The sequence below is a fragment of the Knoellia sp. 3-2P3 genome (assembly GCF_029223115.1).
Classification (GTDB): Bacteria; Actinomycetota; Actinomycetes; order Actinomycetales; family Dermatophilaceae; genus Pedococcus_A.
Genome location: NZ_JARGZE010000002.1, coordinates 91,382 through 117,115, shown reverse-complemented (window position 1 = coordinate 117,115; position 25,734 = coordinate 91,382). Strand labels below are relative to the sequence as shown.

The following is a 25,734-nucleotide window of genomic DNA, read 5'->3' as shown; positions in this document are numbered from 1 at the left end:
CGGCCCGGCGAACCCAGCCTGTGGGCATGACACGGACGAACCTCACCCACACCGGCCGCACCGACACCCTGGCAACGCCGAGCAGCTCGGCCCGGCCCCGGCTGCTCACCCGGCAGTTCCTGCTGCTCGGCGCGGCCGAGCTGGCGTACTTCACCGCGGAAGGCGTCGCCGTCTACACCCTCCCCGTGTTCGCCACCGGGCCGGTGGGCTCCGGCGAAGCGGGCGCGGGCCTGGCCTTCGGTGCGTTCGCCCTGAGCGCGCTGCTCCTGCGTCCCGTGGCAGGTCGCCTCGCCGACACCCGCGGCAGGCGACCGCTCCTCGTCGGTGGGGCGCTGCTCTGCGCGCTGGGGATGGCCCTGACCGCACCCGTCGCGCACCTCACGACCCTGGTCGCGGCGCGGCTGCTCCTCGGCGTGGCCGAGGCCGCCTTCTTCGTCGCAGCCTTCGCGGCCCTCGCCGACATCGCGCCAGCGAGCCGCCTGGGCGAGGCCCTGAGCTACAACTCGCTGGGCCTCTACCTGGGCCTCGCGGTCGGTCCCCCGCTCGGTGAGGTGGTCGTCGAGCAACGCGGTTTCGCCGCTGCCTGGGGCACGGCCGCACTGCTGGCGCTGGCCTCCGCCGCGACGGCCCTTCTCCTGGGCGAGACGTCCCGGTCGACGGGGGATGAACCCCCACCCGCGGGCCTCGTCCACTGGCGGTCGGTGCCGGTGGCCCTGGGCTTCCTCGCCGCCGTCGTCGCGATGGGCGGCTACCTGGCCTTCGCTGCGCTGCGAGCCGAGGACGTCGGCGTGGCGAACCCGAGCCTCCCGCTGTTCCTCTACGGCAGCGTCGTCGTCGTGTGCCGAGTGGTGTTCGCGCGCGTTCCCGACCGGGTGCCACCGCTGCCCCTGGGCGCCGCCGCCCTCTCCACCATCGCCGTGGGCCTCGTCGTGATGGCCGGGAGCGCCTCTCCATCAGGCCTTCTCGTCGGCACCGTGCTGTTGGCCATCGGCGTGGCCTTCAGCACACCAGCGTTCTTCGCCGCCGTCTTCGCACGGACCCGGGCCAGTGAGCGCGGTGCCGCCGCGGGCATCGCCAGCATGGCGATCGACCTCGGGCTGGGCCTCGGCCCGATCATGCTCGGACTCGTCGCCGGGGCGACTGGCCTGGGCTGGGCCTTCGTGACTGCCGCTGCCGTGGCCGTGGCGGGCGCGGGGTGGACGGTGGCCCTGCACCGCTCCCGCCGCTGAAGGACGCTCACCGAGCGAGCCATCACCAGTCCCCGCGCCCCGGGCGGTCAGGCCAGGACGGCGGAGACCGCTGCCGCGACCCCAAGGACGGCTCCCATCAGGGTCACGACCAGCACCCTGAGCATGACCGGGAAGGGCGAGTAGCCCCGGCTGTCGTCGCGGAGCTGGTCGAACCGCAGCCGCACCCCCAGCACCAGCAAGGCCGCCGTCATGGTCGCCAGCGCACCGGCCACCACCAGCCACCAGCTCTCCAGTCGCACGGCCACGACCACGAGCGGCAGCACCAGCACCATCGCGGTCAGGGAGGTGCGCTGCCAGGCCAGGGCGGTCCGCTCCGGCTGCAGCGCCTGGCGATCCGGGATCCGGCTCACTGCCGGGAGGCCTCGATGACGCCGAGCACGAGGGCGAGGCTCGCGAGCACCACGACGCCGGTGGCCAGCATGGGCAGCGAGCGCGGGGCCGGCAGCGGCTGGCGCAGGCGCAGCGCCCGCTCGACCTTGGCCCAGCTGCGCAGGGCCCGGACCGCCAGCGCCGCCCCACCCAGGCACGAGCCCGCACCGACCAGGGGTGCCCAGCTCGGCATCTCGGCGAGCGAGGCCACCGAGATCAGCGCCACGCCACCGGCCACCAGCGCCAGAGCCGTGCGCATCCAGGCCAGCGCCGTGCGCTCGTTGGCCATCGAGAAGCGGGGGTCGGGCTCGTCGCCGATCCCGTACACGCTCTCGGGCCGGCGGTGGTGCGGCTCGCCCGTCGGCTCGGGGCCCCTTCGCTCGTCAGCCACGCGCGGGCTCCCATCCCGTCTCCCGCGCCCACTCCTCGGCACGCTCGTGGACGCTGTCGAACCACGGCTCCTTGGCCTCGGCGTAGGCGCTGACCCCCACACCGGTGGCCGCGAGCCGCAGCTTCTCGGCGGCATACTCGCCGCAGGCGACGCGGTCGGACCGCAGCCAGTCACGGAAGAGCAGCGCCCACCGCCACCCGGGGCTGCCCACCTCGCGCACGTGGATGTGCACCGGCCGGCCGGGGTCGGCAGCACCGTGGAACCGCTTGGGCCACGTGCCGCCGTCCTTGGCGTTGTCGGCGCGGGGCGCGTCGACCGGACGGGGGAAACCCGCCCGCGCGAGTCGGTCGAGCAACTCAGGGTCGTCGGCGGCGTGCAGGTCGGCGACCCCGACCTGAAGGTCGATGACGTCCTTCGCCACGAGCCCGGCGACAGCCGTGCTCCCGATGTGGTCGGCCGTCCACAGGGCGTCACCGAAGGCGAGGCGTAGCCGCTCGAGGAGGCGCTGTGCCTGCGCCGCCCACGTGGGGTCGTGCGGCACCAGCTCCAGTCGCTCCGGCCGGCGCACCCGTATGCCGTGGCGCACGTTGTGCTCGAAGGGCACCAGCCGCTCGTGCCAGAGCTCGTCCACCGCGCGCCGGAGCTCGTCCCTGGTGCCGCCGTTGTCGAGCCACACGTCGGCAGCGGCCCGTCGCTCCGCGTCGCTGGCCTGGGCGGCCATCCGACCGCGCACGTCGTCCTCGGTCATGCCGCGGCCCTCCATCAGCCGGCGCAGCCGGGTGCGCTGGTCGGCCCCGACGATGACGACCAGGTGGTACGACGGGCCGTAGTGCTTCTCCACCAGGAGCGGCACGTCGTGGACGACGACGGCGTCCTCGGGTGCCGCGGCCACGAGCTCGGCCGTTCGTTGGGCGATCCGCGGGTGGGTGAGCTGCTCGAGGTCGTGTCGCGCACGCTCGTCGGCGAAGACCACGGCTCCGAGCGCGGCACGGTTCAGGCTGCCGTCCTCCTCGAGGACGTCGTCGCCGAACCGGTCGACGATCGCAGCCAGTCCCTCCGAGCCGGCGGCGACGACCTCGCGGGCCAGCTGGTCCGCGTCGATGACCACGGCCCCGAGCTCGGAGAACCGCTGTGCGGCGCAGGACTTCCCCGACCCGATGCCCCCGGAGAGGCCGACGCGCAGCATGGGCGCCACTGTAGCGGCGGCGGCGTCGGCTCAGTCCGCGAGGCGGGCCGGGAAGCCGCCGGTGGCGACCGGCGACCAGCGCGTGGGCGTGATGCGCAGCAGCGACTTGCCCTGGTCGCGCATCGCCTGGCGGTACTCCTCCCAGTCGGGGTGCTCCCCGGAGATGCAGCGGAAGTACTCCACGAGGGGCTCGACCGAGTCGGGCGCATCGATCACCTCGCAGTCACCGTCGACCTGCACCCAGGCACCGCCGAAGTCGTCGGACAGCACGACGACGCTCACCGCGGGGTCGCGTCGCGCGTTGGCCGTCTTGGCCCGCTCGGGGTAGGTGGAGACGACGATCCGGCCGGCCCCGTCCACTCCCCCGGTCACCGGCGAGGCCTGCGGCCTGCCGTCCGAACGCGTCGTGATCACCACCATGTGGTGCCTGGGGCGCACGAAGTCGAGCAGTCCCTCGAGGTCGACCTCGGTGTTCGTCGCGATGGTGCGTGCCATGCCGGCCATCCTGACACGGCAGGCACGGCACGCAACGCCCGCGCACGGCGAAGGCCCGGCCCCCTCGCGGGGACCGGGCCTTCACGGCATACCGACGAAGGTCAGTTGCCGGTGAGCTTCTCACGCAGAGCAGCCAGCGCCTCGTCCGAGGCCAGGGTGCCCTCGGAGGCCGGGGCGCTCGGGCGACCCGCGCCCTCGTCGGACGAGCCGGCACCCGAATCCGAGGAGTAGGACGTCGAGGTGCTCGCACCCGCAGCGGCCTCGGCGTCGGCAGCGTGAGCCGCCTCGACCTGGGCCTTGTGGGCCTCCCAGCGGGCGTGGGCCTCGGCGTACTGCTTCTCCCACTTCTCGCGCTGGGCGTCGAAGCCCTCGAGCCACTCGTTGGTCTCCGGGTCGAAGCCCTCCGGGTACTTGTAGTTGCCCTGCTCGTCGTACTCGGCGGCCATGCCGTAGAGGGTCGGGTCGAACTCGGCGACCGGGACGCTCTCGTCGTTGGCCTGCTTGAGCGACAGCGAGATGCGGCGACGCTCGAGGTCGATGTCGATGACCTTGACGAAGATCTCGTTGCCGACGTTGACGACCTGCTCCGGCAGCTCCACGTGGCGCTCGGCCAGCTCGGAGATGTGGACCAGGCCCTCGATGCCGTCGTCGACGCGGACGAACGCACCGAACGGGACGAGCTTGGTGACCTTGCCCGGCACGACCTGGCCGATCGCGTGGGTCCGGGCGAAGTGCTGCCACGGGTCCTCCTGCGTCGCCTTCAGCGACAGGGAGACACGCTCGCGGTCCATGTCGACGTCGAGCACCTCGACGGTGACCTCGTTGCCGACCTCGACGACCTCGGACGGGTGGTCGATGTGCTTCCAGGACAGCTCGGAGACGTGGACCAGACCGTCCACACCACCGAGGTCGACGAACGCACCGAAGTTGACGATCGACGACACGACACCGGAGCGGACCTGGCCCTTCTGGAGCTCCTTGAGGAAGGTCGTGCGGACCTCCGACTGGGTCTGCTCGAGCCACGCACGGCGCGACAGGACCACGTTGTTGCGGTTCTTGTCGAGCTCGATGATCTTGGCCTCGATCTCCTTGCCGACGTACGGCTGGAGGTCGCGGACCCGGCGCATCTCGACGAGGGACGCCGGGAGGAAGCCACGCAGGCCGATGTCGAGGATGAGACCACCCTTGACGACCTCGATGACGGTGCCGGTGACGACGCCGTCCTCCTCCTTGATCTTCTCGATCGTGCCCCAGGCGCGCTCGTACTGCGCACGCTTCTTGGACAGGATCAGGCGGCCTTCCTTGTCCTCCTTCTGGAGGACGAGGGCCTCGACCTCGTCGCCGACGGCAACGACCTCGGACGGGTCGACGTCGTGCTTGATTGACAGCTCACGCGAGGGGATGACGCCCTCGGTCTTGTAGCCGATGTCGAGCAGGACCTCGTCCCGGTCGACCTTGACGATGCGACCCTCGACGATGTCGCCGTCGTTGAAGTCCTTGATGGTCGCGTCGATCGCGGCAAGGAGGTCTTCCTCAGAGCCAATGTCGTTGATGGCAACCTGAGGGGCGGTCTTTTCGACCGTGCTGGCAGTCATGTAGTAGGAACTCCGATGGTGGACAGTGAATAGAAGGTGTTCGGTTGTGGGCACGCTGTCGGACATGCCAAAGCGCGCACACGGATGTGCCCGACCAGACTACCGATGCCGTCAGGGCGAGGTCAAAAAGCGGGAGGTGTGCGGGTGAGCGGGTTTGCGCAGGTCAGCCGTCGGGTCGCCGGGCCCGAGGAGACCGCGGTCGCCAACCGCGGGTGGTGGGACGCCGAGGCCGGCGAGTACTACGCGGAGCACGGCGCCTTCCTCGGCGACGCCGAGCTCACCTGGGGCCCGGAGGGCTGGCGGGAGGCGGAGCTGCACCTCCTGGGAGACGTGGCCGGTCGCCGCGTCCTCGAGATCGGCGCCGGCGCGGGCCAGTGCTCCCGCTGGCTGGCCACCCAGGGGGCGACCGTCGTGGCCACGGACCTGTCCCTCGGCATGCTGCGCACCGGCCTGACCCTCAACTCGAGGGTGAGCGACCCGCGCGCGGCGGTTCCCCTCCTGCAGTGCGACGCCACGGCCCTTCCCTTCGGTGACGCGTCCTTCGACGCCGTGTTCACGGCATACGGTGCGGTGCCGTTCGTGGCGGACTCTGCGCTGCTCGTGCGCGAGGCGGCCCGCGTGCTGCGGCCCGGCGGCCGCTTCGTCTTCTCCACCACCCACCCGTTCCGGTGGGCCTTTCCCGACGACCCCGGTGAGCCCGGCCTGACCCTCACCCAGTCCTACTTCGACCGCACGCCCTACGTCGAGGCGGACTCGGACGGCGAGGCGACCTACGTCGAGCACCACCGCACCGTCGGCGACCGGGTGCGCGAGGTCGTGGCCGCGGGGCTGGTGCTGACCGACCTCGTCGAGCTCGAGTGGCCCGAGCGCAACACCGCGACCTGGGGCGGGTGGTCACCGCTGCGCGGCCGGCTCTTCCCCGGGACGGCCGTCTTCGTCTGCGACAAGCCCTCCGCCTGATCCGCGGCGGCCCGGGTCAGCGGTGGCCGAGGAAGGCGTCGACCTGCTCGCCGAGGTGTCGGTCGGCCACGGTGGCGGCGTGTCCGGCCCCCGGGAGGAGGACGAGGTGGCCGAACGGCAGTGCGTCGGCGGTCTCGCGGAAGACGCCCTCGCCGTAGTAGGCGTCGCGGTCGCCGCCGATGACGAGGGTCGGCGCGCTGATCGACTGCAGCCGGTTGGCGAGGTCGAAGGCGTCCTCGGCCTGCATCGTGACCCGCAGGTCGTGGGTGTCGCGGGCGACGACGAGCGACGGCACGAGCCAGCCGACGGCCCGCAGAGCGGCGCGGGTGAGGCGTCCCGCGGCGGCCAGCTCCATGAGGATGGCCGCCGCCGCCCGACGGTCCCCGCGCTCCAGTGCCTCGATCGCGCGACGTTGCCCGGCGTGGCCCTGCGGCCCGAGCCGACAGCCGGAGGCGACGAGGACCAGCCGTCGCACGACCTGCGGGTGGTCGGCAGCGAGCTGCAGGGCGACGCTGCCGCCCGTGGAGACGCCGACGACGTCGATCGGTGACGCCTGCCACTCCCGCAGCATCGTCGCGTAGTCCTCGGCGAGGTCGGCCATGGTGGTGCCCTCGGCGAGCCCACGCCTGCGGTTCACCCACCAGACCTGGCGAGCCGGTGCGAGGCGGCGCATCGACCGCAGCTGGAACCAGCGGTCCGCGCCGGTGGGCGGCTCGTGGTCCGGGGTGAGCCCGGGCAGCAGCAGCAGCGGCTGGCCCGCCCCGAGGGACAGGCTCGCCATGCCGACCGGCTGCCCGTTCACCTCCGCCTCCCCAGGGCGCCCGGCCACCTCGTCACGCGAGAACGCTAGGCGCCGGAGCGCTCCGGCCGCATCACCCCATCAGAGCAGCGCCCGGTCATGCATTTGCGGTGAGTGGAGGGCGCAGACGGGTGTGGGGCCGGTCCGAGATGGACCGACCCCACAGTCCTGCCCGCTCTGGTCAGATGACTCTGGTCAGATGAAGCGGCGCCGCAGGAACGCGGCGGCCCCGGCGAGTCCGAAGACCGCGGCGGCGCCCAGGCCGCGTCCGAGGTTGCGGCTGCCCTCCCCCGACATGGCGGCCAGCTCGAAGCTGTATGCCGTGTTGCCCGCGGCATCCGCCGGTGCGCCGTAGGCCATGCCCTCGGCCTTGGCCCGCTGGGCGCCGGCCTCGATCAGGGCGTACTTCTGCCCGTAGTCGGCCGCGGTCGACTTGCCCGCCTCGACGAGCTTCTTGGTGCCCTCGTCGGACAGGCGCTGGGCGCCGTCCTTGATCTGCGGGGCACCGTCGGCCGCCTTCTCGAGGCCGTCGGCGATCTGGCCAGAGCCCTCCGCCGCGTCACCGAGACCGGACGAGAGCTGGTTCGCGCCGTCGGCGATCTGCTGGTTGCCGTCAGCGAGCTGGCCGGCGCCGTCGCGGGCCCTGCCCGTGCCGTCGGCCAGCTGGCCCGCTCCGTCGGACAGCGTGCCGGCACCGGCGTCGAGCTTGTCTGCACCGGCGGCCAGCTCGTCGGCACCGCCGGCGATCTGGTACACGCCGTCGGCCAGTTGGGCGTTGCCCTCGGCCACCAGGCCGGCCCCGTCACTCAGCAGACCGAGCCCCTCGAGGAGGTCGCCACCACCGACGGACAGCAGGCCGACACCCTCCTGGAGCGAGTGGACGCCGCCACGAAGGGTCTCGTCCTCCTTGGTGTCGTCATCGTCGCCGATGCCACCCTGCACATTGCCGATCACGCCGTTCACCAGCGCGGTGAGACCTGCGTCGACCGCTCCGATGCCCTCGAGCAGGCCCGGCTTGGCCGGGTCACACACCGGCAGCGAGGCCGAGCTGAGCCCGCACTCGATCTTCGCCAGGCCCACGGCACCCTCACTCAGGCTCGTCTTGAGCTGGGCCAGTCCGGGAGAGACCTGCGTGCTCAGCCCGCCGGACAGCTTCTGCAGACCAGGGATGGCGGTACCGCTGAGACCACCGCTGATCTGTCCCAGCCCCATCGATGCCGCGGTCGAGCTGTCGCGCAGCTTGGTCTCGATCTGCGCGGCAACCCCGTCCACAGTGCCGAGGCACACCGGGTCGGCACTGCACGACGGGACGCCCTTGATCGACTTGATGCCGAGCTCGACCTGGTCGATGCTGCCGCCGGCGGCGAGCGCGTCGTCGTGGCCCTTCTTCACTGCGTCGATGCCGGCAACTGCGTCCGCAACGCCCGCTGCAAGGTCCAGCGCACCCTGCGCCGATGCGTCGACCCCACCCTTGAGCTGGTCGAGGCTACCGCCGCGACTTGTCGCAGCTGCGAGTCCGGCCCGCAGCTTCTCCACGCCGCCGATGAGGGTCTGGTCGTTGTCCGTCGTGCCGAGACCCTTGATCATCGCCCCCATGCCCTCGTGCATCTTGACCACGCCCGGGTGCTCGTGGAGGCCTCCGATGGACGTGTACATCTTGACCAGGCCGCCGTCGACGAGCTTCAGCCCGTCGGAGACCTGGGTAAGGCCGTCGATGAGGGCCGGTGCCTTCGCGCCCGCCTCGAGGAGGCCGTCGGCAACCTGGGCCGAGCCCTCGGCGAGGGCATCGGCGCCCACACTGGCCTCGGCCGCGCCGTCGGCCAGCCGGTCCGCGCCGCCCGCGAGCTGGCCGGTCCCGCCCGCGAGCTCCTTCGAGCCCGCCGACAGCTTCTTGGCACCGTCGTCGAGCTGGCCCACACCGTCGCTCAGCTCGCCGGCGCCTGCTGCGGCCTGGGTTGCCCCGTCGGCGAGCTTCCTGGCGCCGGGTGCGGCCTCGCCGGACAGCCCGGCGTTGAGCTTGTTCGCGCCGTCGCGCAGCTGGATGAGGCCCGCGAGGAGCTCGCCTGCGCCGTCACGCAGCTTCAGGAGGTTCGCGTCGATCTCCGTGGCACCGGCGGTGAGGGTGGCACCGGTCTGCGCCCCACCTTTGTAGGACTCGGCGCCACCCTTGAAGGAGGGGCTGTCCAGGGGGCTGACCGGCAGGGCCGAGATGGACGCCTTCGGGACCACGCCGTCGGTGATCTGCGCCTCGTAGCCGAACGTCGCCTCGGGCTTCCCGATCGGGCCGAAGAGGGTCATCGTGAAGGACATCTTCGTGCCCCCACGCCCGTCACCGGCCATGTTGGCCTCGGCCGAGCGCACGTCGGTGAAGTTCGACGGCAGGACGGTCGACAGGGACCCCACCATGGGGATGACGACGTCCTCGGTTGCCGTGACCATCGTGCCGGTGCCGTCGTCGAAGGTGACTTCCTGCGGCTTGCCGGTCACGTTGCGGACGGTGTACTGCACCTTGAGCACGCCGGACTTGCCGACGACGTCGCCCGGCTTCACCTCCTTGCCGTCGAGCGTGTAGGTCACGTCGACGTCGAGCGGGAGTTCCCTGGTGAAGTCGCTCACGGTGCGCAGGCGCTTCTCACCGTCGACCTCGTAGGTGCCGACGACGTTGCCGTCGCGCACCTCGAAGCCGCCGAACTCGTCGAGGTTGCGCAGACCGTTGGCCTCGACGGGGTTGGACAGCTCGACCGTCCCCTTGCCCTTCATGGCCACCTGCTCGTAGACGCGCGCGACCTCGAGCCGGCCGGTGGCGCTCAGGTAGGCCTGGACGGTCTCGGTGTTGGTGACGAGCACGTCACCCGATGACGCGGCCATGGACGGACCAGCCGCCATGACGACCGCAGCGGGCACGGCGAAGAACGAGGCGCCGGCGCGTGCGGCGGTCTTCCTGCTGATCACTTGCTCTCTCCTACAAGAAGGTGGTCCATGGCGTTGGTCGTGGGGGCGTCATCGTCGGCACGGCGCACGTGGCGGCCCCGCTCCTGCTCGCCCTCCGTGGCGACGACCTGCTCCTCGCGCTCACCCACCAAGGTGGTGGCGAGGTAGCCCAGGGCCGCCGCGAACAGGACCGTGGTCGCCGCCGTCGGCGACTCCTTGAGGAACTGCGAGGGGGCGTTGGTGTAGATCTCCTCGTAGGCGCCGGCGATCGCCACGGCACCCAGCAGAGCGCTCCAGACAGGGACGCGGCCCGCACTCAGGGCGCAGCAACCAGCGATGACGGCGACGACGACGAACACAGCAACGGCTCGTCCGGCAGGCGCGTCCGGCAGCACCGCGGCCCGCAGCGCGTAGCCCACCCACGCCACCACGAACCCCAGGACGAACCCGCCCAGCTTGCCCAACGGGAAGCGGTGGGGCACCAGCCCGAGAACACCGCCGAGTGCCGCACCGAGCAGCGCGACGGGCTGCAGGTCAAGGCCGAAGAACTGCCCCAGCCCGATGACGAGCGCTGCGAACACGGCCAGGACCAGCCCGGAGATCAGGCTCCTTCGCATTTCCACCTCACGTAAAAAGGCACCCGGCTTCTGCGGCGGGTGCACGGTTACCGGGAAGTATGGGGGAAAGTCGGGTCGCTCAGCCCCAAACCCCGCAAAAACGCTCGTGTCGTGGCGAAGACGGAACCGAACGGCTGATGCCCCACGAGCACCAGCCGCCGGGATGCGCCCCCGACCGCCCGCTCAGTGAGCCGCGTCGTGCCAGGAGTGCCCGACGCCCACGCTGACCTCGAGCGGCACATCCATCGCGATGGCCTCGCCCATCTCCTTGCGCACCAGCGCCTCGACGTCGCCCTTCTCCCCCGGCGCGATCTCGAGCACGAGCTCGTCGTGCACCTGGAGCAGCTGGCGCGACCTCGCACCGGCCTTGCTGAGGGCGTCCTCCACCCGCAGCATGGCCAGCTTGATGATGTCGGCGGCCGAGCCCTGGATGGGGGCGTTGAGCGCCATCCGCTCGGCACCCTCGCGGCGCTGGCGGTTGTCACTGGTCAGGTCCGGCAGGTAGCGGCGGCGCCCCAGCATCGTCGCGGTGTAGCCCGTGGCGCGGGCCTCGGCCACCACGTCGCGCAGGTAGTCGCGGACGCCGCCGAACCGGGCGAAGTACTCATCCATGAGCCCCTGCGCCTCACCGGTGGAGATGGTCAGCTGCTTGCTCAGGCCGAAGGCCGACAGCCCGTACGCCAGGCCGTAGGACATCGCCTTCACCTTGCTGCGCATCTCGGGCGTGACGTCCTGCGGGTCGACGCCGAAGACCCGCGACCCGACGAAGCGGTGCAGGTCCTCCCCCGTCCGGAACGCCTCGATGAGACCGTCGTCGCCGGAGAGGTGGGCCATGATCCGCATCTCGATCTGGCTGTAGTCGGCCGACATCAGCGACTCGTAGCCCTCCCCCACGACGAAGGCGTGACGGATGCGACGGCCCTCCTCGGTGCGGATCGGGATGTTCTGCAGGTTGGGGTCCGTCGAGCTCAGCCGCCCGGTCGCGGCGATGGTCTGCTGGTAGGTCGTGTGGATCCGGCCGTCGTCCGCCACGGACTTGAGCAGTCCCTCGACGGTCACGCGCAGCCGCGTCGCGTCACGGTGGCGCAGCAGGGCCTCGAGGAAGGGGTGCTCGGTCTTGGCGTAGAGGTCGGTGAGCGCGTCGGCGTCGGTGGTCCAGCCGGTCTTGGTCTTCTTCGTCTTCGGCATGCCGAGGGTGTCGAAGAGCACGACCTGGAGCTGCTTCGGCGAGCCGAGGTTGATCTGCTCGCCCCCGATGGCGTCGTAGCAGTCCTCCTGCGCCTCGCGCACCTTCGTGGCGAAGTCGGACTCGAGCCGCTGCATCTGCTCGCAGTCGACGGCGATGCCGGTGCGCTCCATCTTCGCGAGCACGTAGACCAGCGGCAGCTCCACGTCCTTCTGCAGCTGCGCTCCCCCCGTGGCCTCGAGCTGCTCGCCGAGGGCACCGGAGAGGTCGAGCACGGCCCGGGCCCGGACCATGGCGTCCTGAGCCTCGCTGTCGCCGTCGGCGCTGAAGTCGAGCATCCCCTGACCGTCGCTCTCGGCCTCCGCGCGCAGCTCGCGGCCGAGGTTGCGCAGCACGAGGTCGGCGAGGTCGTACGAGCGCTGGTCGGGCCGCACGAGGTACGCCGCCAGTGCGGTGTCGGTGGCGATGCCCTGCAGGTCCCAGCCGCGGGCCGCGACGGCCTGCAGCGGTCCCTTGGCATCGTGCAGCACCTTCGGCCGGGTCGCGTCCGACAACCAGGACGCCACCGCCTTCTCCGCCGTGTCGTCGAGGGTGGCCACGTCGATGTATGCCGCCGGGCCGGCTGCCGTGGCCACGGCCAGTGCCTGCACGTCACCCGTCCCGCGCGCCCAGGTGCCCACCAGGTGCAGGCCGACCGGTCCGCCCGGAGCGGCGTGCTCGTCCAGCCAGCCGGGCACGTCGGCGGGCGCCAGGGTGACGCCCTCGACCTCGAAACCGGACTCGGCCTCCTGCTCGGGGGCCTCGATGGTCGAGAACAGCCGGTCGCGCAGCACCCGGAACTCCAGGCCGTCGAAGACGGTGTGGACCTTCTCGCGGTCCCAGTTGTGCCGCTCGAGCTCCCTGACGCCGACCGGGAGTCCCAGGTCGCGGACGAGTCCGTTGAGGCGCCGGTTGCGCAGCACCCCGTCGAGGTGCTCCCGCAGCGACTCCCCCGCCTTGCCCTTGATCTGGTCGACGTGGGCCACCACGCCGGCCAGGTCGCCGTACTGGCCCAGCCACTTGGCTGCCGTCTTCGGGCCGACGCCCGGCACGCCGGGGAGGTTGTCGGACGACTCGCCGACGAGCGCGGCGAGGTCGCTGTAGCGGTCGGGCCGCACGCCGTACTTGGCCTCGACGGCCTCCGGCGTCATGCGGGCCAGGTCGGAGACGCCCTTGACCGGGTAGAGGACCGTGACCTTGTCGGACACGAGCTGCAGGGTGTCGCGGTCGCCCGAGCAGATGAGGACGTCCATACCCTCCGCCACGGCCTGCGTCGTCAGGGTGGCGATGACGTCGTCGGCCTCGTAGCCCTCGACCTCGACGTGCCTGATGTTGAGGGCGTCGAGCACCTCGTGCAGCAGCGACACCTGCCCGTTGAACTCGTTCGGGGTCGCGGACCGGCCGGCCTTGTACTCGGCGTACTCCTGCGTGCGGAACGTCTGCCGGGAGACGTCGAAGGCCACGCCCACGTGGGTCGGCTGTTCGTCCCGGAGCACGTTGATGAGCATCGAGGTGAAGCCGTAGACGGCGTTGGTGTGCTGCCCGGTGCTGGTGGAGAAGTTCTCGACCGGCAGCGCGAAGAACGCCCGGTAGGCAAGCGAATGGCCGTCAAGGAGGAGAAGTCGACTCACGCATGGCAGCCTAGGCCCCGCCACCCACAGCGACCCAGCACACCCCGCCGACCGGAGGAGGAGACGCCATGAGCGCCGGCCCCCAGAGCGACCACGACGCCTTCATGCACGCCGTGATGGAGATGAACCCCAACTCGCTGATGAAGCGGATGCACATCGAGGTGCTCGAGGCGAGCCCCGAGCGGCTCGTGGGCCGGATGCCGGTCGAGGGCAACACCCAGCCCTACGGCCTGCTGCACGGCGGCGCCTCGGTCGTGCTCGCCGAGACCCTCGGCTCCCTCGGGTCGGCGATGCACGCCGGCCCGGAGCGCGTCGCGGTGGGCCTGGACATCAACGCCACCCACCACCGCGCCGTGCGCACCGGGTTCGTCACCGCCACGGCGACTGCGATCAGCCTCGGCAACACGCTGGCCTGCTACGAGGTGGTCGTCACCGACGAGAGCGACCGGCGGGTCTGCACCTGCCGCATCACCTGCCTCATCCGCGACACCGCGCCCGCCAGCTAGCCGTCCTCGGTCACGGCAGGTCTTGACCCGGGGGCGCCCGCGGGTCAGGGTCGTGGGGAGCGCGGGCACGCCACCGGCCCGCCGACCGCAGGGAGGGACCCATGGCTCACGGCGACATCACCCACATCGACATCCCGGTCAGCGACCTGAAGCGCGCCGCGTCGTTCTACTCGGGGCTCTTCGGCTGGCAGATCGCCGAGTACCCCGGCTTCGAGGGCTACCCCATGTGGCAGGCCCCCAACACGGTGTCGGGCGGCGGCCTGGCCTCCCGCTCAGAGGACTTCACCCAGCCGCGCTCCTACGTCGAGGTCGACTCGATCGACGAGGTGCTCGCCAAGGCTGTCGACAGCGGCGCCACGGTCGTCATGGACAAGCAGCCGATCAGCGAGACCAGCTGGTGGGCGATCTTCCAGGACCCCGACGGCAACCACGTGGGCCTCTACGAGGGCACCACCGCGACCTGACGCTCAGCCGGCCAGCCGGCTCGCCCCGGCGCTCGCGCGGGCCCGCAGCGACCGGCGCTTGTGCAGGATCTGGTCGAGGCTGATGCGCGGCTCGTCCGCGCCGAGCCGGCGGCGCAGCGCGCTGGTGCTGGTGACCCGGCGCACGACCTGGGAGCTGAACCCGAGGCGGGCGAAGAAGCGGTTGGCGTCACGCTGCTGGCTGGGCACGTTGCAGCCGATCTGCTCGCAACCCTGCTTCTCGGCATACGCCGTCACCGCGGCGAGGAGGTGCCGGGCGATGCCGTGCCGGCGGGCCTTGGGGGCCACGTAGAGCTGGTCGATGGCCACGCTCGGCGAGTCGGTGAGTCCCGAGAACGGGCTGTGGGTGGCGACGACGAACCCGACGGGCAGGCCGCCCTCGCCGAGGGCGACGAACGCGCGCACGTCCTCGCGCTGCAGTGCGGACCGGACCTTGCCCTCGGAGGCGGCCCGGGCCGCGACCTCGGGGCTGACGCCGCTCTCGACCCGCGAGGACATCCACAGCTCGGTGAACGACCGCTCCAGGTCGTCAGACACCCGCTTGACGCAGACTCCCGGCCGGCTCACAGGCACTCCTCCATCGTCGTGGCACACCATGCAGTTCTTCCTGCGGCGTCCCCCGGCGCTCGCCGGAGCCTCCCCGGGGGTGACGTCCGGGGGGAGACTCTATGCCCACAATGCCGCCGTGGTGAAGGGGTCCGGAGGAACCGGTCGAATCGCTGCATAGGGTGTGCCCCGTGACACTCGACTTCCCCGGGCTCGGGACCGTCATCAACGTGGCCACGGTGGTCGTGGGCTCCCTGCTCGGCATGGCGGTCGGCCACCGCCTGCCCAGCCACACGCGCTCCGTGGTCACCGACGTGCTCGGCCTGACCACGCTCCTCATGGCGGGGCTGTCGGCCGTCAGTGTGGGCGACGCATCGCTCCGGGAGGCGACCGGTGCCGGCGCCCCCGTGCTCATCGTGCTGGGGTCGCTGCTCATCGGCGGCATCAGCGGCTCGCTGCTGCGCATCGAGGAGCGGCTGGAGAGCCTGGCCGGCGTGGTCCAGTACCGGCTCGCGAGGAAGCCGGCCCTGGTCGGAGCTGAAGAGGCGGGGGTCGACCACGCCGCCCGCGAACGGTTCATCGAGGGATGGATGAGCGCGTCGCTGCTGTTCTGCGTCGGGCCCCTGACCATCCTCGGCTCGCTCTCCGACGGCCTCGGCCGCGGCATCGAGCAGCTCACCCTCAAGGCGGTGCTCGACGGCTTCGCCGCGATGGCCTTCGCCTCCTCGTTCGGCGTCGGCGTGCTGTTCTCGGCCGTCTCGGTGGCAGTGGTCCAGGGCCTGCTCACGCTGCTCGGCGTGCTGCTGGGCTCGGTGCTGCCCGACGCGCACATCGCCGCCCTGACCGCGACCGGCGGCCTGATGCTGGTGGGCATCAGCTTCCGGCTGCTCAACATCAAGCAGGTGCCGGTCGGCGACATCCTGCCGGCGCTCGTGGTGGCGCCACTGCTGACCCAGCTGGTGGTCGCCCTCCGCTGACCCCACAGCCGCGGCGGCGGCGCCACGGTGTCCACAGGCCGAGGGCGCGCCCTCCTGGTGTGCACCGACCAGCACCACCCTCGGCCGGTGCTCTTCGACCTTGCCCCGAGTCCCCGGCGACGCCGGCTCACCGCCGTGCCCGGTTACGCCGAGCGCCTGTATGCCGTGCGTGCGGTGCTCGGCGACGCGCCCGTGTTCGTCGGACCCAGCGCCGCGTGGGCGCACGGCAGCGAGGTCGCCTGGGACACCGATCCGGTGCACGTCAACGTCGACAGCCCGCACGCCCTCGACCACCGCGACGGACTCACGGTGCACCGGAGCCAGCTGCTCGGCTCGGAGGTGGGGCTGACCCCGTTCGGGAGGACGACAACCGTCCGCCGCACCGCCCTCGACCTCGCCTGCACGGGCAGCCGTGCGACCGCGCTCTCCCGTCTGGACGCGCTGGCCCGGGCACACCCGCTCGACCTCGAGCTGCTCGTCGCCGACGCGCACGCGGTGCGTGGTCGACGCGGCATACGGCAGGCTCGCGAGCTCCTGCCGCTGGTGGACCGGCGGGCGGAGAGCCCCCGGGAGTCCATGTTGCGCCTGGCGGTGCACGACGCGGGTCTGCCGCCGCCCACGCCACAGCTCGAGGTGCATGACGCGGGTGGGCGGTTCCTGGCCCGGCTCGACCTCGGGTGGGAGGAGGAGCGGGTCGGCGTCGAGTACGACGGCGCGGCCTGGGCGGGGTCGCGAGGACACCTCGACGCGCAGGTGCACAGCCGCGACCTGCGACGCCACAACGGGCTGCGGCAGGAGGGCTGGATCGTCTTCCAGGTCGACGCCGCCGGCTACCGCACCCCCGAGCGCGTGCTCACGGCGGTCGCGGGGGCTCTGCGCTCACGCCGAGCTGGGGCTCGGTAACGCGACACGCCGGGCCCCGCTGTGGCGGAGGTCCATCTCGGCGAAAGGAGTCGGGGCTACTTCATCCCGGAGATGACGGCGTCGGCGACCTCTTTCATGCCCAGTCGGCGGTCCATGGCCGTCTTCTGGATCCAGCGAAAGGCGTCGGCCTCGGAGATCTTGAGCTTCTTCATGAGGATGCCCTTGGCGCGGTCGACCTGCTTGCGGGTCTCGAGCCGCTCGCCCAGGTCGGCGATCTCGCTCTCGAGCGCCTTCATCTCGGTCCACCGCGACCGCGCGATGTCGATGGCGGGGGCGAGGTCGGCTGCCGTGAACGGCTTGACGATGTAGGCCATCACGCCGGCGTCACGGGCACGCTCGACCAGCTCGGTCTGGCTGAAGGCGGTGAGCATGACGACCGGGCAGATCTTGGCCGCGCCGATCTCCTCGGCCGCGGTGATGCCGTCCATGACCGGCATCTTGACGTCCATGATGACCAGGTCGGGCGTGAGCTCGCGGGCCATCTCCACGGCCTGCTCCCCGTTGCTGGCCTGACCCACGACCTCGTAGCCGGACTCCCCGAGCATCTCGGCGAGGTCCATGCGGATGAGGGCCTCGTCCTCGGCCACCAGGATGCGCGTGCCCTTCGGGCCGGGCTGCGACGGGTCGGGCTGGGACGGCTCGGGCTGGGACGGCTCGGGCTGGGCGGCGTCGGGCTGGGCGGCGTCGGGCTGGTTGTCGCTCACGCGGGGCAGCCTATTGGATGCGCCGGGTGGAGCCATCGGGCGCCCGCAGTGCGGTCGGCGACCCGTCGCACTAGCGTCGAACCACCCAGGGAACGCCCCGGAAGGAGAAGTGCATGCACGTCACCCGCGAGACCATCCTCGACATGATTCGTGCCCGCGCCGACGAGGAGGGTGCGCTCGAGCGGGCGCAGCAGGTGCTGCCCGAGTCGTTCGACACCGACGACCACCTCGGGGAGCTGGAGAAGCTGGGGATCAACCCCGCAGACCTCCAGACCGAGGGCGCCGGGTCGTTCGGCCAGGCCGGTCGGGCCGACGACCAGGGCCAGGAGCCGGACGAGGGACCTGCCGCCACCTGACGGTGGGGCGGTCGCCCCTGGTGCCGAAGGCGGGACTTGAACCCGCACGCCCTTGCGGGCAGAGCATTTTGAGTGCCCCGTGTCTGCCATTCCACCACTTCGGCGAGCAGCCGGCGGCGTCACCGCCCGGACTGCGGCGGCCAGCATACCCGGCACCACGGCATACCCCGTCGTGCGGCACACGGGGAGGGGACGTCAGGACGCGACGGTCATCTCGTCGTCGTCGATGTCCTCGTATGCCGGGGCGACCCGGTTGATGGCGTCGCCCATCCGGTGCACGCGCAGGGCGTTGGTGGAGCCGGGGATGCCGGGCGGGGAGCCGGCGACGATGACGACGAGGTCACCCTCCTGGAGGCGCCCCTCCTTCAGCAGCACCTGGTCGACCTCCATGGCGTAGTGGTCGGTGTGGCGCGGCTTGGGCCCGAGGTAGGTCTCGATGCCCCACGAGAGCGCGAGCTGCGAGCGGACGGCCGGCTCGGGCGTGAACGCCAGCGTCGGGATCTGGGTGCGCATGCGGGAGAGGCGCTTGGCGGTGTCGCCGGACTGCGTGAACGTGATGAGGTACTTCGCGCCGACCAGGGTGCCGATCTCGACCGCGGCCGCGGCGACCGCCCCGCCGATGGTGCTCGGCCGGGTGCCCAGCGGGCGGATCCGGTCGAGGCCGTGCTCCTCGGTGCTGGCGATGATGCGGGCCATCGTCTGCACCGCCTCGACGGGGTAGGAGCCGACGCTGGTCTCCCCCGAGAGCATCAGCGCGTCGGCGCCGTCGAGCACGGCGTTGGCGGCGTCGGAGGCCTCGGCCCGGGTGGGACGCGGGGCGTCGATCATCGACTCGAGCACCTGGGTGGCGACGATGACCGGCTTGGCGTTGCGGCGCGAGAGCTCGACGGCCCGCTTCTGCACCAGCGGCACCTCCTCGAGCGGCAGCTCGACGCCGAGGTCGCCGCGGGCCACCATCACGCCGTCGAAGGCGCGGATGATCTCGACGAGGTTCTCGACGGCCTGGGGCTTCTCGATCTTGGCGATGACCGGCAGCCGCACCCCCACCTCGTCCATGATCCGGTGGACGTCCTTGATGTCCTCGGCCGAGCGGACGAAGGACAGGGCGATCATGTCGGCGCGCAGGCCGAGCGCCCAGCGCAGGTCCTCCTTGTCCTTCTCCGACATCGCGGGCACGCTCACGGCGACGCCGGGCAGGTTGATGCCCTTGTTGTTGGAGCAGGTGCCGCCGACGACGACCTTCGTGCGGACGTCGGTGTCGGTCACCTCGACCGCCTCGAGCACGACCTTGCCGTCGTCGATGAGCAGGCGGTCGCCGGGCTTCACGTCACCGGGTAGGCCCTTGTAGGTCGTGCTGACCTCGGTCTCGGAGCCGTCGATGTCGCGGGTCGTGATGGTGAACTCCGCGCCGGGTGCGAGGTCGACCGGCCCCTCGGAGAAGCGCCCGGTGCGGATCTTGGGCCCCTGCAGGTCGACGAGCACGCCGACGGCGCGGCCGCTCTCGTCGCTGGCCTTGCGGACCTCCTCGTAGACCTTCTCGTGGTCGGCGTACGAGCCGTGCGAGAGGTTGAGCCGGGCGACGTCCATCCCTGCGGCCACGAGGGCGCGGAGCTTCTCCGGGGAGGAGCAGGCAGGACCGAGAGTGCAGACGATCTTGGCGCGGCGCATGGCCCAAACCCTATCGGTCGGACCCTCACCAACGTGATGGAGGTCACCTGTCGGGACGGTGTGCGGCCGTGGTACGCCGGGTGGCCGGCGCCCGCTCAGACGACGAGCGGGCGGTCGGTCGGGTTGATGGGCCGCGGCAGCGCCGTGGTGCCCGTCAGGAACCGGTCCACGCCCGCGGCGGCCGCCCGGCCCTCGGCGATCGCCCAGACGATCAGCGACTGCCCACGCCCGGCGTCACCGGCGACGAAGACACCCGGGACGGAGGACATGTAGTCGTTGTCGCGCTTGACGTTCGAGCGCTCGTCGAGCTCGACGCCGAGCTGCTCGACCACCCCGGGTCCTTCAGGGCCGAGGAAGCCCATGGCGAGGAGCACGAGCTGCGCCGGCAGCTCGCGCTCGCTGCCCTCGACCTCCTGGAAGCGGCCGTCGACCATCTCGACCTGCACGAGGCGGATGCCGCGGACGCGGCCCTGCTCGTCGCCGAGGATCTCCTTGGTGCTCATGGAGTAGAGCCGCTCGCCGCCCTCCTCGTGCGCGGAGGCGACGCGGAAGATCATCGGGTAGGTCGGCCACGGCTGGCCCGCAGCACGCTCCTCCCCCGGCTGCGGCATGATCTCCAGGCTGGTCACCGACTTCGCGCCCTGGCGGATCGACGTGCCGAGGCAGTCGGCGCCGGTGTCGCCACCGCCGATGATGATGACGTCCTTGCCCTCAGCGGTGACCTGGCCCTCGACCGTCTCCCCCAGCGCCACGCGGTTGGCGGGCGGCAGGAAGTCCATCGCCTGCATCACGCCGTCGAGCTCGCGGCCCGGCACTGGCAGGTCGCGCGGCACCGTGGAGCCGATCGCGAGCACCACGGCGTCGTATCGGTCGCGCAGCTGCTTGCCGGTGATGTCCTCGCCGACCTTCACGCCGTTGCGGAACCGGGTCCCCTCGGCCTCCATCTGGGCCAGGCGGCGGTCGAGGACCGACTTCTCCATCTTGAACTCGGGGATGCCGTAGCGGAGCAGACCGCCCGGACGGTCGGCCCGCTCGTAGACGGCCACGGTGTGCCCGGCGCGGGTCAGCTGTTGGGCTGCCGCGAGGCCGGCGGGACCGGAGCCCACGACGGCGACGGTCTTGCCCGAGAGGCGCTCAGGAGCCTGTGGCTTGACGTAGCCGGCGTCGAAGGCCTCCTCGATCACGGTGACCTCGACCTGCTTGATCGTCACCGCGGGCTGGTTGATGCCGAGCACGCAGGCTGTCTCGCAGGGCGCCGGGCAGAGCCGGCCGGTGAACTCCGGGAAGTTGTTCGTGGCGTGCAGCCGCTCGATCGCCTCCCGCCAGTCGCCCTTCCAAGCCAGGTCATTCCACTCGGGGATGAGGTTCCCCAGCGGGCAGCCGCTGTGGCAGAACGGGATTCCACAGTCCATGCAGCGGCCGGCCTGGCGCTGGAGGGTGCCGAGCTTCTGCTCCTCGTACACCTCTTTCCAGTCCCGGATGCGGACGGGGACGGGGCGACGGGTCGGGAGCTCCCGCTCGCGAGTCCTGAGAAAGCCCTGCGGGTCAGCCACGAGATGCCTCCATGATCCGCTCCCACACGTCGGAGCCGTTGACGTCGAGGCCCTCGGCCTCGGCTGCCGCGCGCACGTCGAGCACGCGCTGGTAGTCACGCGGCAGGACCAGGGTGAAGCGCTGGCGCGCGGCCTCCCAGTCCTCGAGCAGCCGCGCCGCAACGGACGACTCTGTCCACTGCTGGTGCGCACCGAGCAGCTCACGGACGACCGTCTCGTCGTCGGGCCGCAGCGGCGAGAGGTCCACGAGCTCGGGGTTGACCCGGTCGTGGTCGAGGTCGAGCACGTAGGCGACGCCGCCCGACATGCCCGCGGCGAAGTTGCGCCCGGTCGGGCCGAGCACGAGCACGGTGCCGCCGGTCATGTACTCGCAGCCGTGGTCGCCCACGCCCTCGACGACCGCGGTGGCGCCGGAGTTGCGCACGCAGAACCGCTCGCCGACCTGCCCGCGCAGGAAGATCTCGCCGGACGTCGCGCCGTAGCCGATGACGTTGCCCGCGATGACGTTCTGCTCGGCCTGCAGCGGGGCGGCCCGGTCGGGGCGCACCACGACCCGGCCACCGGAGAGGCCCTTGCCCACGTAGTCGTTGGCGTCGCCGAGCAGCCGCAGGGTCACGCCCCGGGGCAGGAACGCCCCCAGGGACTGGCCCGCCGAGCCGGTGAGGGTGAGGTCGATCGTGTTGTCGGGCAGGCCGTCCGGGTGGTTCTTGGTCACCTCGTGACCGAGCAGCGTCCCGACCGTCCGGTTCACGTTGCGCACCTGGGCCTCGCCGGTGACCGGCGTGCCCTCGGTGATCGCCTCCCGGGCGAGGTCGATCAGGCTGTGGTCGAGCGCCTTCTCGAGCCCGTGGTCCTGGCCGGTGGTGTTGCGCCGTGCTGCGCCGTCCGGGCTCTGGACGTCGGCGAAGATCGGCGACAGGTCCAGGCCCGAGGCCTTCCAGTGGTCGATCGCCTTGCCGGCGTCGAGCGCCGACACCTGGCCGACCGCCTCCTCGACCGAGCGGAAGCCGAGCGCGGCCAGGTGCTCGCGCACCTCCTCGGCGATGTACTCGAAGAAGGTCTCGACGAACTCGGGCTTGCCCGAGAAGCGCGCCCGCAGCTCGGGGTTCTGCGTGGCGATGCCGACCGGGCAGGTGTCGAGGTGGCAGACGCGCATCATGATGCAGCCGCTGACCACCAGTGGCGCGGTGGCGAAGCCGAACTCCTCGGCGCCGAGCAGCGCTGCGACGACCACGTCGCGGCCGGTCTTGATCTGGCCGTCGACCTGCACGACGATCCGGTCGCGCAGGTTGTTGAGCACCAGGGTCTGCTGCGTCTCGGCGAGGCCGATCTCCCACGGACCGCCCGCGTGCTTGAGGGACGTGAGCGGCGAGGCGCCGGTGCCGCCGTCGTGACCCGAGATGAGCACGACGTCGGCATGCGCCTTGGACACGCCTGCGGCCACCGTGCCGACGCCCACCTCCGAGACGAGCTTGACGTGGATCCGCGCCTCGGGGTTGGCGTTCTTGAGGTCGTGGATCAGCTGCGCGAGGTCCTCGATCGAGTAGATGTCGTGGTGCGGCGGCGGGCTGATGAGGCCGACACCCGGCGTGGAGTGCCGGGTCTTGGCGACCCACGGGTAGACCTTGTGGCCGGGCAGCTGGCCGCCCTCGCCCGGCTTGGCGCCCTGGGCCATCTTGATCTGGATGTCGCCGGCCTTGGTGAGGTACAGCGACGTGACGCCGAAGCGGCCGGAGGCGACCTGCTTGATCGTCGAGCGCCGCTCGTCGTCCATGAGCCGCTCGACGTCCTCGCCGCCCTCGCCGGTGTTGGACCGGCCGCCGAGGCGGTTCATGGCGATGGCGAGGGTCTCGTGCGCCTCCTGGCTGATGGACCCGTAGCTCATCGCGCCGGTGTTGAAGCGCTTGACGATCTCGCTGGCCGGCTCGACCTCCTCGAGGGGCACCGGCGGACGCGGGTTCGCGCCACCGAGCTCGAACAGGCCGCGCAGCGTCATCAGCCGCTCCGACTGCTCGTCGACCCGCTGGGTGTACTGCTTGAAGATGTCGTAGCGCCGGGACCGGGTCGAGTGCTGCAGCCGGAAGACCGTGTCGGGGTCGAACAGGTGGGGCTCGCCCTCACGCCGCCACTGGTACTCGCCGCCCACCTCGAGCTTGCGGTGCGGCAGGCGCACGCCGTCCGGCGGGTATGCCGCGGCGTGCCGGGCCGCGGTCTCCGCGGCGATGACGTCGAGGCCCACGCCGCCGAGCTGGGAGACGGTGCCGGTGAAGTACCGGTCCACCAGCTCCTGGGACAGGCCCAGCGCCTCGAACACCTGGGCCCCGCGGTAGGACGCCACCGTGGAGATGCCCATCTTCGACATCACCTTGAGCACGCCCTTGCCGAGCGCCTTGATGAGGTTCTTGACGGCCTGCTCGGGGGTCACGTCGGGGATGGAGCCCGCGCGCGCGAGGTCCTCGACCGACTCCATCGCCAGGTAGGGGTTGACCGCGGCGGCGCCGTAGCCCACCAGGAGCGCCACGTGGTGGACCTCGCGGACGTCACCGGCCTCCACGAGGAGGCCGACCTGGGTGCGGGTCTTCTCGCGGATGAGGTGGTGGTGCACCGCGGAGGTGAGCAGGAGCGACGGGATCGGAGCGTAGTCGCGACCGGAGTCGCGGTCGGAGAGCACGATGAACCGCGACCCCCTGGCGATGGCCTCGGAGACCTCGGCGAAGATCTCCTCGAGCCGGGCCTGCATGGCCGCCGCGCCGCCGGAGACGTCGTAGAGCCCGCGGACGACGTGGGTGGCGTAGCCGGGCAGGTCGCCGTCGGCGTTGACGTGGACGATCTTGGCGAGCTCGTCGTTGTCGATCACCGGGAACGGCAGCACGACCTGGCGGGCATGGGCGGGCGTGGCGCTGAGGGCGTTGCCCTCGGGGCCGATCGTCGTGCCCAGCGAGGTGACGAGCTCCTCGCGGATGGCGTCGAGCGGCGGGTTGGTGACCTGCGCGAAGAGCTGCGTGAAGTAGTCGAAGACCAGCCGGGGACGCTCGGACAGCACCGCGATGGGGGTGTCGGTGCCCATCGAGCCGAGGGCCTCTCCCCCGGTCCTGGCCATGGGCGTGAGCAGGACGCGCAGCTCCTCCTGCGTGTAGCCGAAGGTCTGCTGGCGCCGCGCCACCGAGGCCGCCGTGTGCACGATGTGCTCGCGCTCGGGCAGGTCGTCGAGGTGCATGAGGCCGGCGTGCAGCCACTCCTCGTAGGGGTGCTGGGCGGCCAGGCCGGCCTTCACCTCGTCGTCGGGCACGATGCGTCCGTGCTCGGTGTCGACGAGGAACATCCGGCCCGGCTGGAGGCGGCCCTTGCGCACGACCCGCGACGGGTCGAGCTCGAGCACGCCGGCCTCGGAGGCCAGCACGACGAGGCCGTCGTCCGTGACCGAGTACCGGGCCGGCCGCAGGCCGTTGCGGTCGAGCACGGCACCGATCAGCGAGCCGTCGGTGAAGCACACGGCGGCGGGGCCGTCCCACGGCTCCATGAAGGTCGAGTGGAACTCGTAGAAGGCCCGGCGGGCCGGGTCCATCTCGGCGTGGTTCTCCCAGGCCTCCGGGATCATCATGAGCACCGCGTGCGGCAGCGAGCGCCCGCCGAGGTGCAGCAGCTCGAGCACCTCGTCGAAGGAGGCCGAGTCCGAAGCGTCCGGGGCGCAGATCGGGAAGAGGCGCTCGAGGTCGCCGGGGATCAGGTCGGAGGCGAGCTGGCTCTCGCGGGCCCGCATCCAGTTGCGGTTCCCCTTGACGGTGTTGATCTCGCCGTTGTGGGCGATCATCCGGTAGGGGTGCGCGAGCGGCCACGACGGGAAGGTGTTGGTCGAGAAGCGCGAGTGCACGAGAGCCATCTGGGTGGCGAAGCGCCGGTCCGACAGGTCGGGGAAGAACGGCTCGAGCTGCCCGGTGGTGAGCATGCCCTTGTAGACCAGCGTCCGCGACGAGAGCGAGGGGAAGTAGACCTCGACCTCGTGCTCGGCGCGCTTGCGCAGGCAGTAGGCGAGGCGGTCCAGGCCGACGCCGACGAGGCGACCGGACGAGGCCGCGACGAAGAGCTGGCGGAAGAACGGCATGCAGTCGCGCGCCACCTGCCCGACGATCTCGGTGTCGACGGGCACGTCGCGCCAGCCCAGGACACGCAGCCCCTCCTCGGCGGCGAGGGCCTCGATCGCCGCGGTCGCCTCGGCACGCTCGGCCTCGCCGGCCGGCAGGAACGCGGTTCCCACGGCATACGCGCCGGTCACCGGCAGGTCGAAGTCGACCACCTCGCGGAAGAAGGCGTCCGGCACCTGGGTGAGGATCCCGGCACCGTCACCGACCAGCGGGTCGGCCCCGGTGGCGCCGCGGTGCTCGAGGTTGCGCAGCGCCGTGAGGGCGTGGTCGACGATGTCGTGTCCTGCGCTGCCGCGCATCGTGGCCACCATGGCCACACCGCACGCATCGTGCTCGAACTCGCGGCGGTACAGCCCGGTGTTGGCAGGCTGGGCGGAGAAGCGCGCAGAGGACACTCAGGTCACCGTCCTTGGGGGTACAGAGGCGG

Annotated in this window: 21 protein-coding genes and 1 tRNA gene; 7 read left to right on the top strand and 15 right to left on the bottom strand. The window is 71.6% G+C overall.

All coding sequences use genetic code 11. The annotated features are described in order from the left end of the window. Positions 1–26 precede the first annotated feature (26 nt). Positions 27–1,229: an MFS transporter gene (locus tag P0Y31_RS05945; protein WP_275867334.1), complete on the top strand. Its 1,203-nt coding sequence runs from the start codon at positions 27–29 to the stop codon at positions 1,227–1,229. A 47-nt stretch (positions 1,230–1,276) separates the two neighbouring features. On the opposite strand, the gene P0Y31_RS05940 is transcribed toward P0Y31_RS05945, so the two are convergent. The 5 genes from P0Y31_RS05940 to rpsA all read right to left on the bottom strand — a co-directional run bounded on the left by P0Y31_RS05940 (position 1,277) and on the right by rpsA (position 5,286). Next, positions 1,277–1,600: a DUF202 domain-containing protein gene (locus tag P0Y31_RS05940; protein ID WP_275867332.1), complete on the bottom strand. Its 324-nt coding sequence runs from the start codon at positions 1,598–1,600 to the stop codon at positions 1,277–1,279. Next, entirely contained in the window at positions 1,597–2,010 is a 414-nt protein-coding gene (locus tag P0Y31_RS05935; protein WP_275867331.1) for a DUF202 domain-containing protein, read from the bottom strand. The genes P0Y31_RS05940 and P0Y31_RS05935 overlap by 4 nt, the downstream gene beginning before the upstream one ends. Next, the gene (coaE, locus tag P0Y31_RS05930) at positions 2,003–3,196 is read right to left on the bottom strand and encodes a dephospho-CoA kinase (protein ID WP_275867329.1); all 1,194 of its coding nucleotides are present in this window, start codon (positions 3,194–3,196) and stop codon (positions 2,003–2,005) included. Before coaE ends, P0Y31_RS05935 begins: the two co-directional genes overlap by 8 nt. Positions 3,197–3,226: 30 nt before the next feature. Further along, on the bottom strand, positions 3,227–3,691 hold the full coding sequence (locus P0Y31_RS05925; RefSeq protein ID WP_275867327.1) for a PPOX class F420-dependent oxidoreductase: 465 nt from the start codon (positions 3,689–3,691) through the stop codon (positions 3,227–3,229). A gap of 101 nt (positions 3,692–3,792) precedes the next feature. Further along, on the bottom strand, positions 3,793–5,286 hold the full coding sequence (gene rpsA / locus P0Y31_RS05920) for a 30S ribosomal protein S1 (RefSeq protein WP_275867324.1): 1,494 nt from the start codon (positions 5,284–5,286) through the stop codon (positions 3,793–3,795). A gap of 144 nt (positions 5,287–5,430) precedes the next feature. Here rpsA and P0Y31_RS05915 point away from each other — a divergent pair, with 144 nt between their 5' ends. Continuing rightward, a complete protein-coding gene (locus tag P0Y31_RS05915; protein WP_275867323.1) occupies positions 5,431–6,246 on the top strand; it encodes a class I SAM-dependent methyltransferase in 816 nt (271 codons plus the stop codon). Positions 6,247–6,262: 16 nt separating this feature from the next. Here the strand turns inward: P0Y31_RS05915 and P0Y31_RS05910 are convergent, their stop codons facing one another. The 4 genes from P0Y31_RS05910 to polA all read right to left on the bottom strand — a co-directional run bounded on the left by P0Y31_RS05910 (position 6,263) and on the right by polA (position 13,449). Next, positions 6,263–7,048, bottom strand: coding sequence for an alpha/beta hydrolase (locus P0Y31_RS05910; RefSeq protein WP_275867321.1), 786 nt, complete (start codon positions 7,046–7,048; stop codon positions 6,263–6,265). A gap of 192 nt (positions 7,049–7,240) precedes the next feature. Continuing rightward, on the bottom strand, positions 7,241–9,997 hold the full coding sequence (locus tag P0Y31_RS05905; RefSeq protein WP_275867319.1) for a hypothetical protein: 2,757 nt from the start codon (positions 9,995–9,997) through the stop codon (positions 7,241–7,243). Further along, positions 9,994–10,593, bottom strand: coding sequence for a hypothetical protein (locus P0Y31_RS05900; RefSeq protein ID WP_275867317.1), 600 nt, complete (start codon positions 10,591–10,593; stop codon positions 9,994–9,996). Before P0Y31_RS05900 ends, P0Y31_RS05905 begins: the two co-directional genes overlap by 4 nt. Positions 10,594–10,776: 183 nt before the next feature. Next, complete coding sequence (polA, locus tag P0Y31_RS05895; protein ID WP_275867316.1) at positions 10,777–13,449, bottom strand: DNA polymerase I; 2,673 nt, start codon at positions 13,447–13,449, stop codon at positions 10,777–10,779. Positions 13,450–13,553: 104 nt separating this feature from the next. Here polA and P0Y31_RS05890 point away from each other — a divergent pair, with 104 nt between their 5' ends. Further along, positions 13,554–13,955 (top strand): hotdog fold thioesterase, encoded by a 402-nt coding sequence (locus tag P0Y31_RS05890; protein WP_275868864.1) that lies wholly within the window; start codon positions 13,554–13,556, stop codon positions 13,953–13,955. 101 nt (positions 13,956–14,056) lie between these two features. Beyond that, positions 14,057–14,419, top strand: a complete 363-nt coding sequence (locus P0Y31_RS05885) for a VOC family protein (protein ID WP_275867314.1) — start codon at positions 14,057–14,059, stop codon at positions 14,417–14,419. Between the two features lie 3 nt (positions 14,420–14,422). On the opposite strand, the gene P0Y31_RS05880 is transcribed toward P0Y31_RS05885, so the two are convergent. Beyond that, entirely contained in the window at positions 14,423–15,004 is a 582-nt protein-coding gene (locus tag P0Y31_RS05880) for a GNAT family N-acetyltransferase (RefSeq protein ID WP_275867312.1), read from the bottom strand. A gap of 170 nt (positions 15,005–15,174) precedes the next feature. Between P0Y31_RS05880 and P0Y31_RS05875 the strand changes: the two genes are divergently transcribed. Both P0Y31_RS05875 and P0Y31_RS05870 read left to right on the top strand, forming a co-directional pair. Then, the gene (locus P0Y31_RS05875; RefSeq protein WP_275867310.1) at positions 15,175–15,960 is read left to right on the top strand and encodes a DUF554 domain-containing protein; all 786 of its coding nucleotides are present in this window, start codon (positions 15,175–15,177) and stop codon (positions 15,958–15,960) included. Between the two features lie 87 nt (positions 15,961–16,047). Next, on the top strand, positions 16,048–16,863 hold the full coding sequence (locus P0Y31_RS05870; protein WP_275867308.1) for a hypothetical protein: 816 nt from the start codon (positions 16,048–16,050) through the stop codon (positions 16,861–16,863). 56 nt (positions 16,864–16,919) lie between these two features. On the opposite strand, the gene P0Y31_RS05865 is transcribed toward P0Y31_RS05870, so the two are convergent. Then, on the bottom strand, positions 16,920–17,477 hold the full coding sequence (locus P0Y31_RS05865; RefSeq protein WP_275868861.1) for a response regulator: 558 nt from the start codon (positions 17,475–17,477) through the stop codon (positions 16,920–16,922). A 224-nt stretch (positions 17,478–17,701) separates the two neighbouring features. On the opposite strand from P0Y31_RS05865, the gene P0Y31_RS05860 reads away from it, so the two are divergent. Further along, the gene (locus P0Y31_RS05860; protein WP_275867306.1) at positions 17,702–17,944 is read left to right on the top strand and encodes a hypothetical protein; all 243 of its coding nucleotides are present in this window, start codon (positions 17,702–17,704) and stop codon (positions 17,942–17,944) included. 18 nt (positions 17,945–17,962) lie between these two features. Here the strand turns inward: P0Y31_RS05860 and P0Y31_RS05855 are convergent. The 4 genes from P0Y31_RS05855 to gltB all read right to left on the bottom strand — a co-directional run bounded on the left by P0Y31_RS05855 (position 17,963) and on the right by gltB (position 25,702). Beyond that, positions 17,963–18,048: transfer RNA gene (locus tag P0Y31_RS05855), tRNA-Leu, on the bottom strand. Positions 18,049–18,139: 91 nt separating this feature from the next. Further along, positions 18,140–19,612 (bottom strand): pyruvate kinase, encoded by a 1,473-nt coding sequence (gene pyk / locus P0Y31_RS05850; protein WP_275867305.1) that lies wholly within the window; start codon positions 19,610–19,612, stop codon positions 18,140–18,142. A 95-nt stretch (positions 19,613–19,707) separates the two neighbouring features. Beyond that, on the bottom strand, positions 19,708–21,165 hold the full coding sequence (locus P0Y31_RS05845) for a glutamate synthase subunit beta (RefSeq protein ID WP_275867303.1): 1,458 nt from the start codon (positions 21,163–21,165) through the stop codon (positions 19,708–19,710). After that, on the bottom strand, positions 21,158–25,702 hold the full coding sequence (gene gltB / locus P0Y31_RS05840) for a glutamate synthase large subunit (RefSeq protein ID WP_275867301.1): 4,545 nt from the start codon (positions 25,700–25,702) through the stop codon (positions 21,158–21,160). The genes P0Y31_RS05845 and gltB overlap by 8 nt, the downstream gene beginning before the upstream one ends. Between the last annotated feature and the right edge of the window lie 32 nt (positions 25,703–25,734).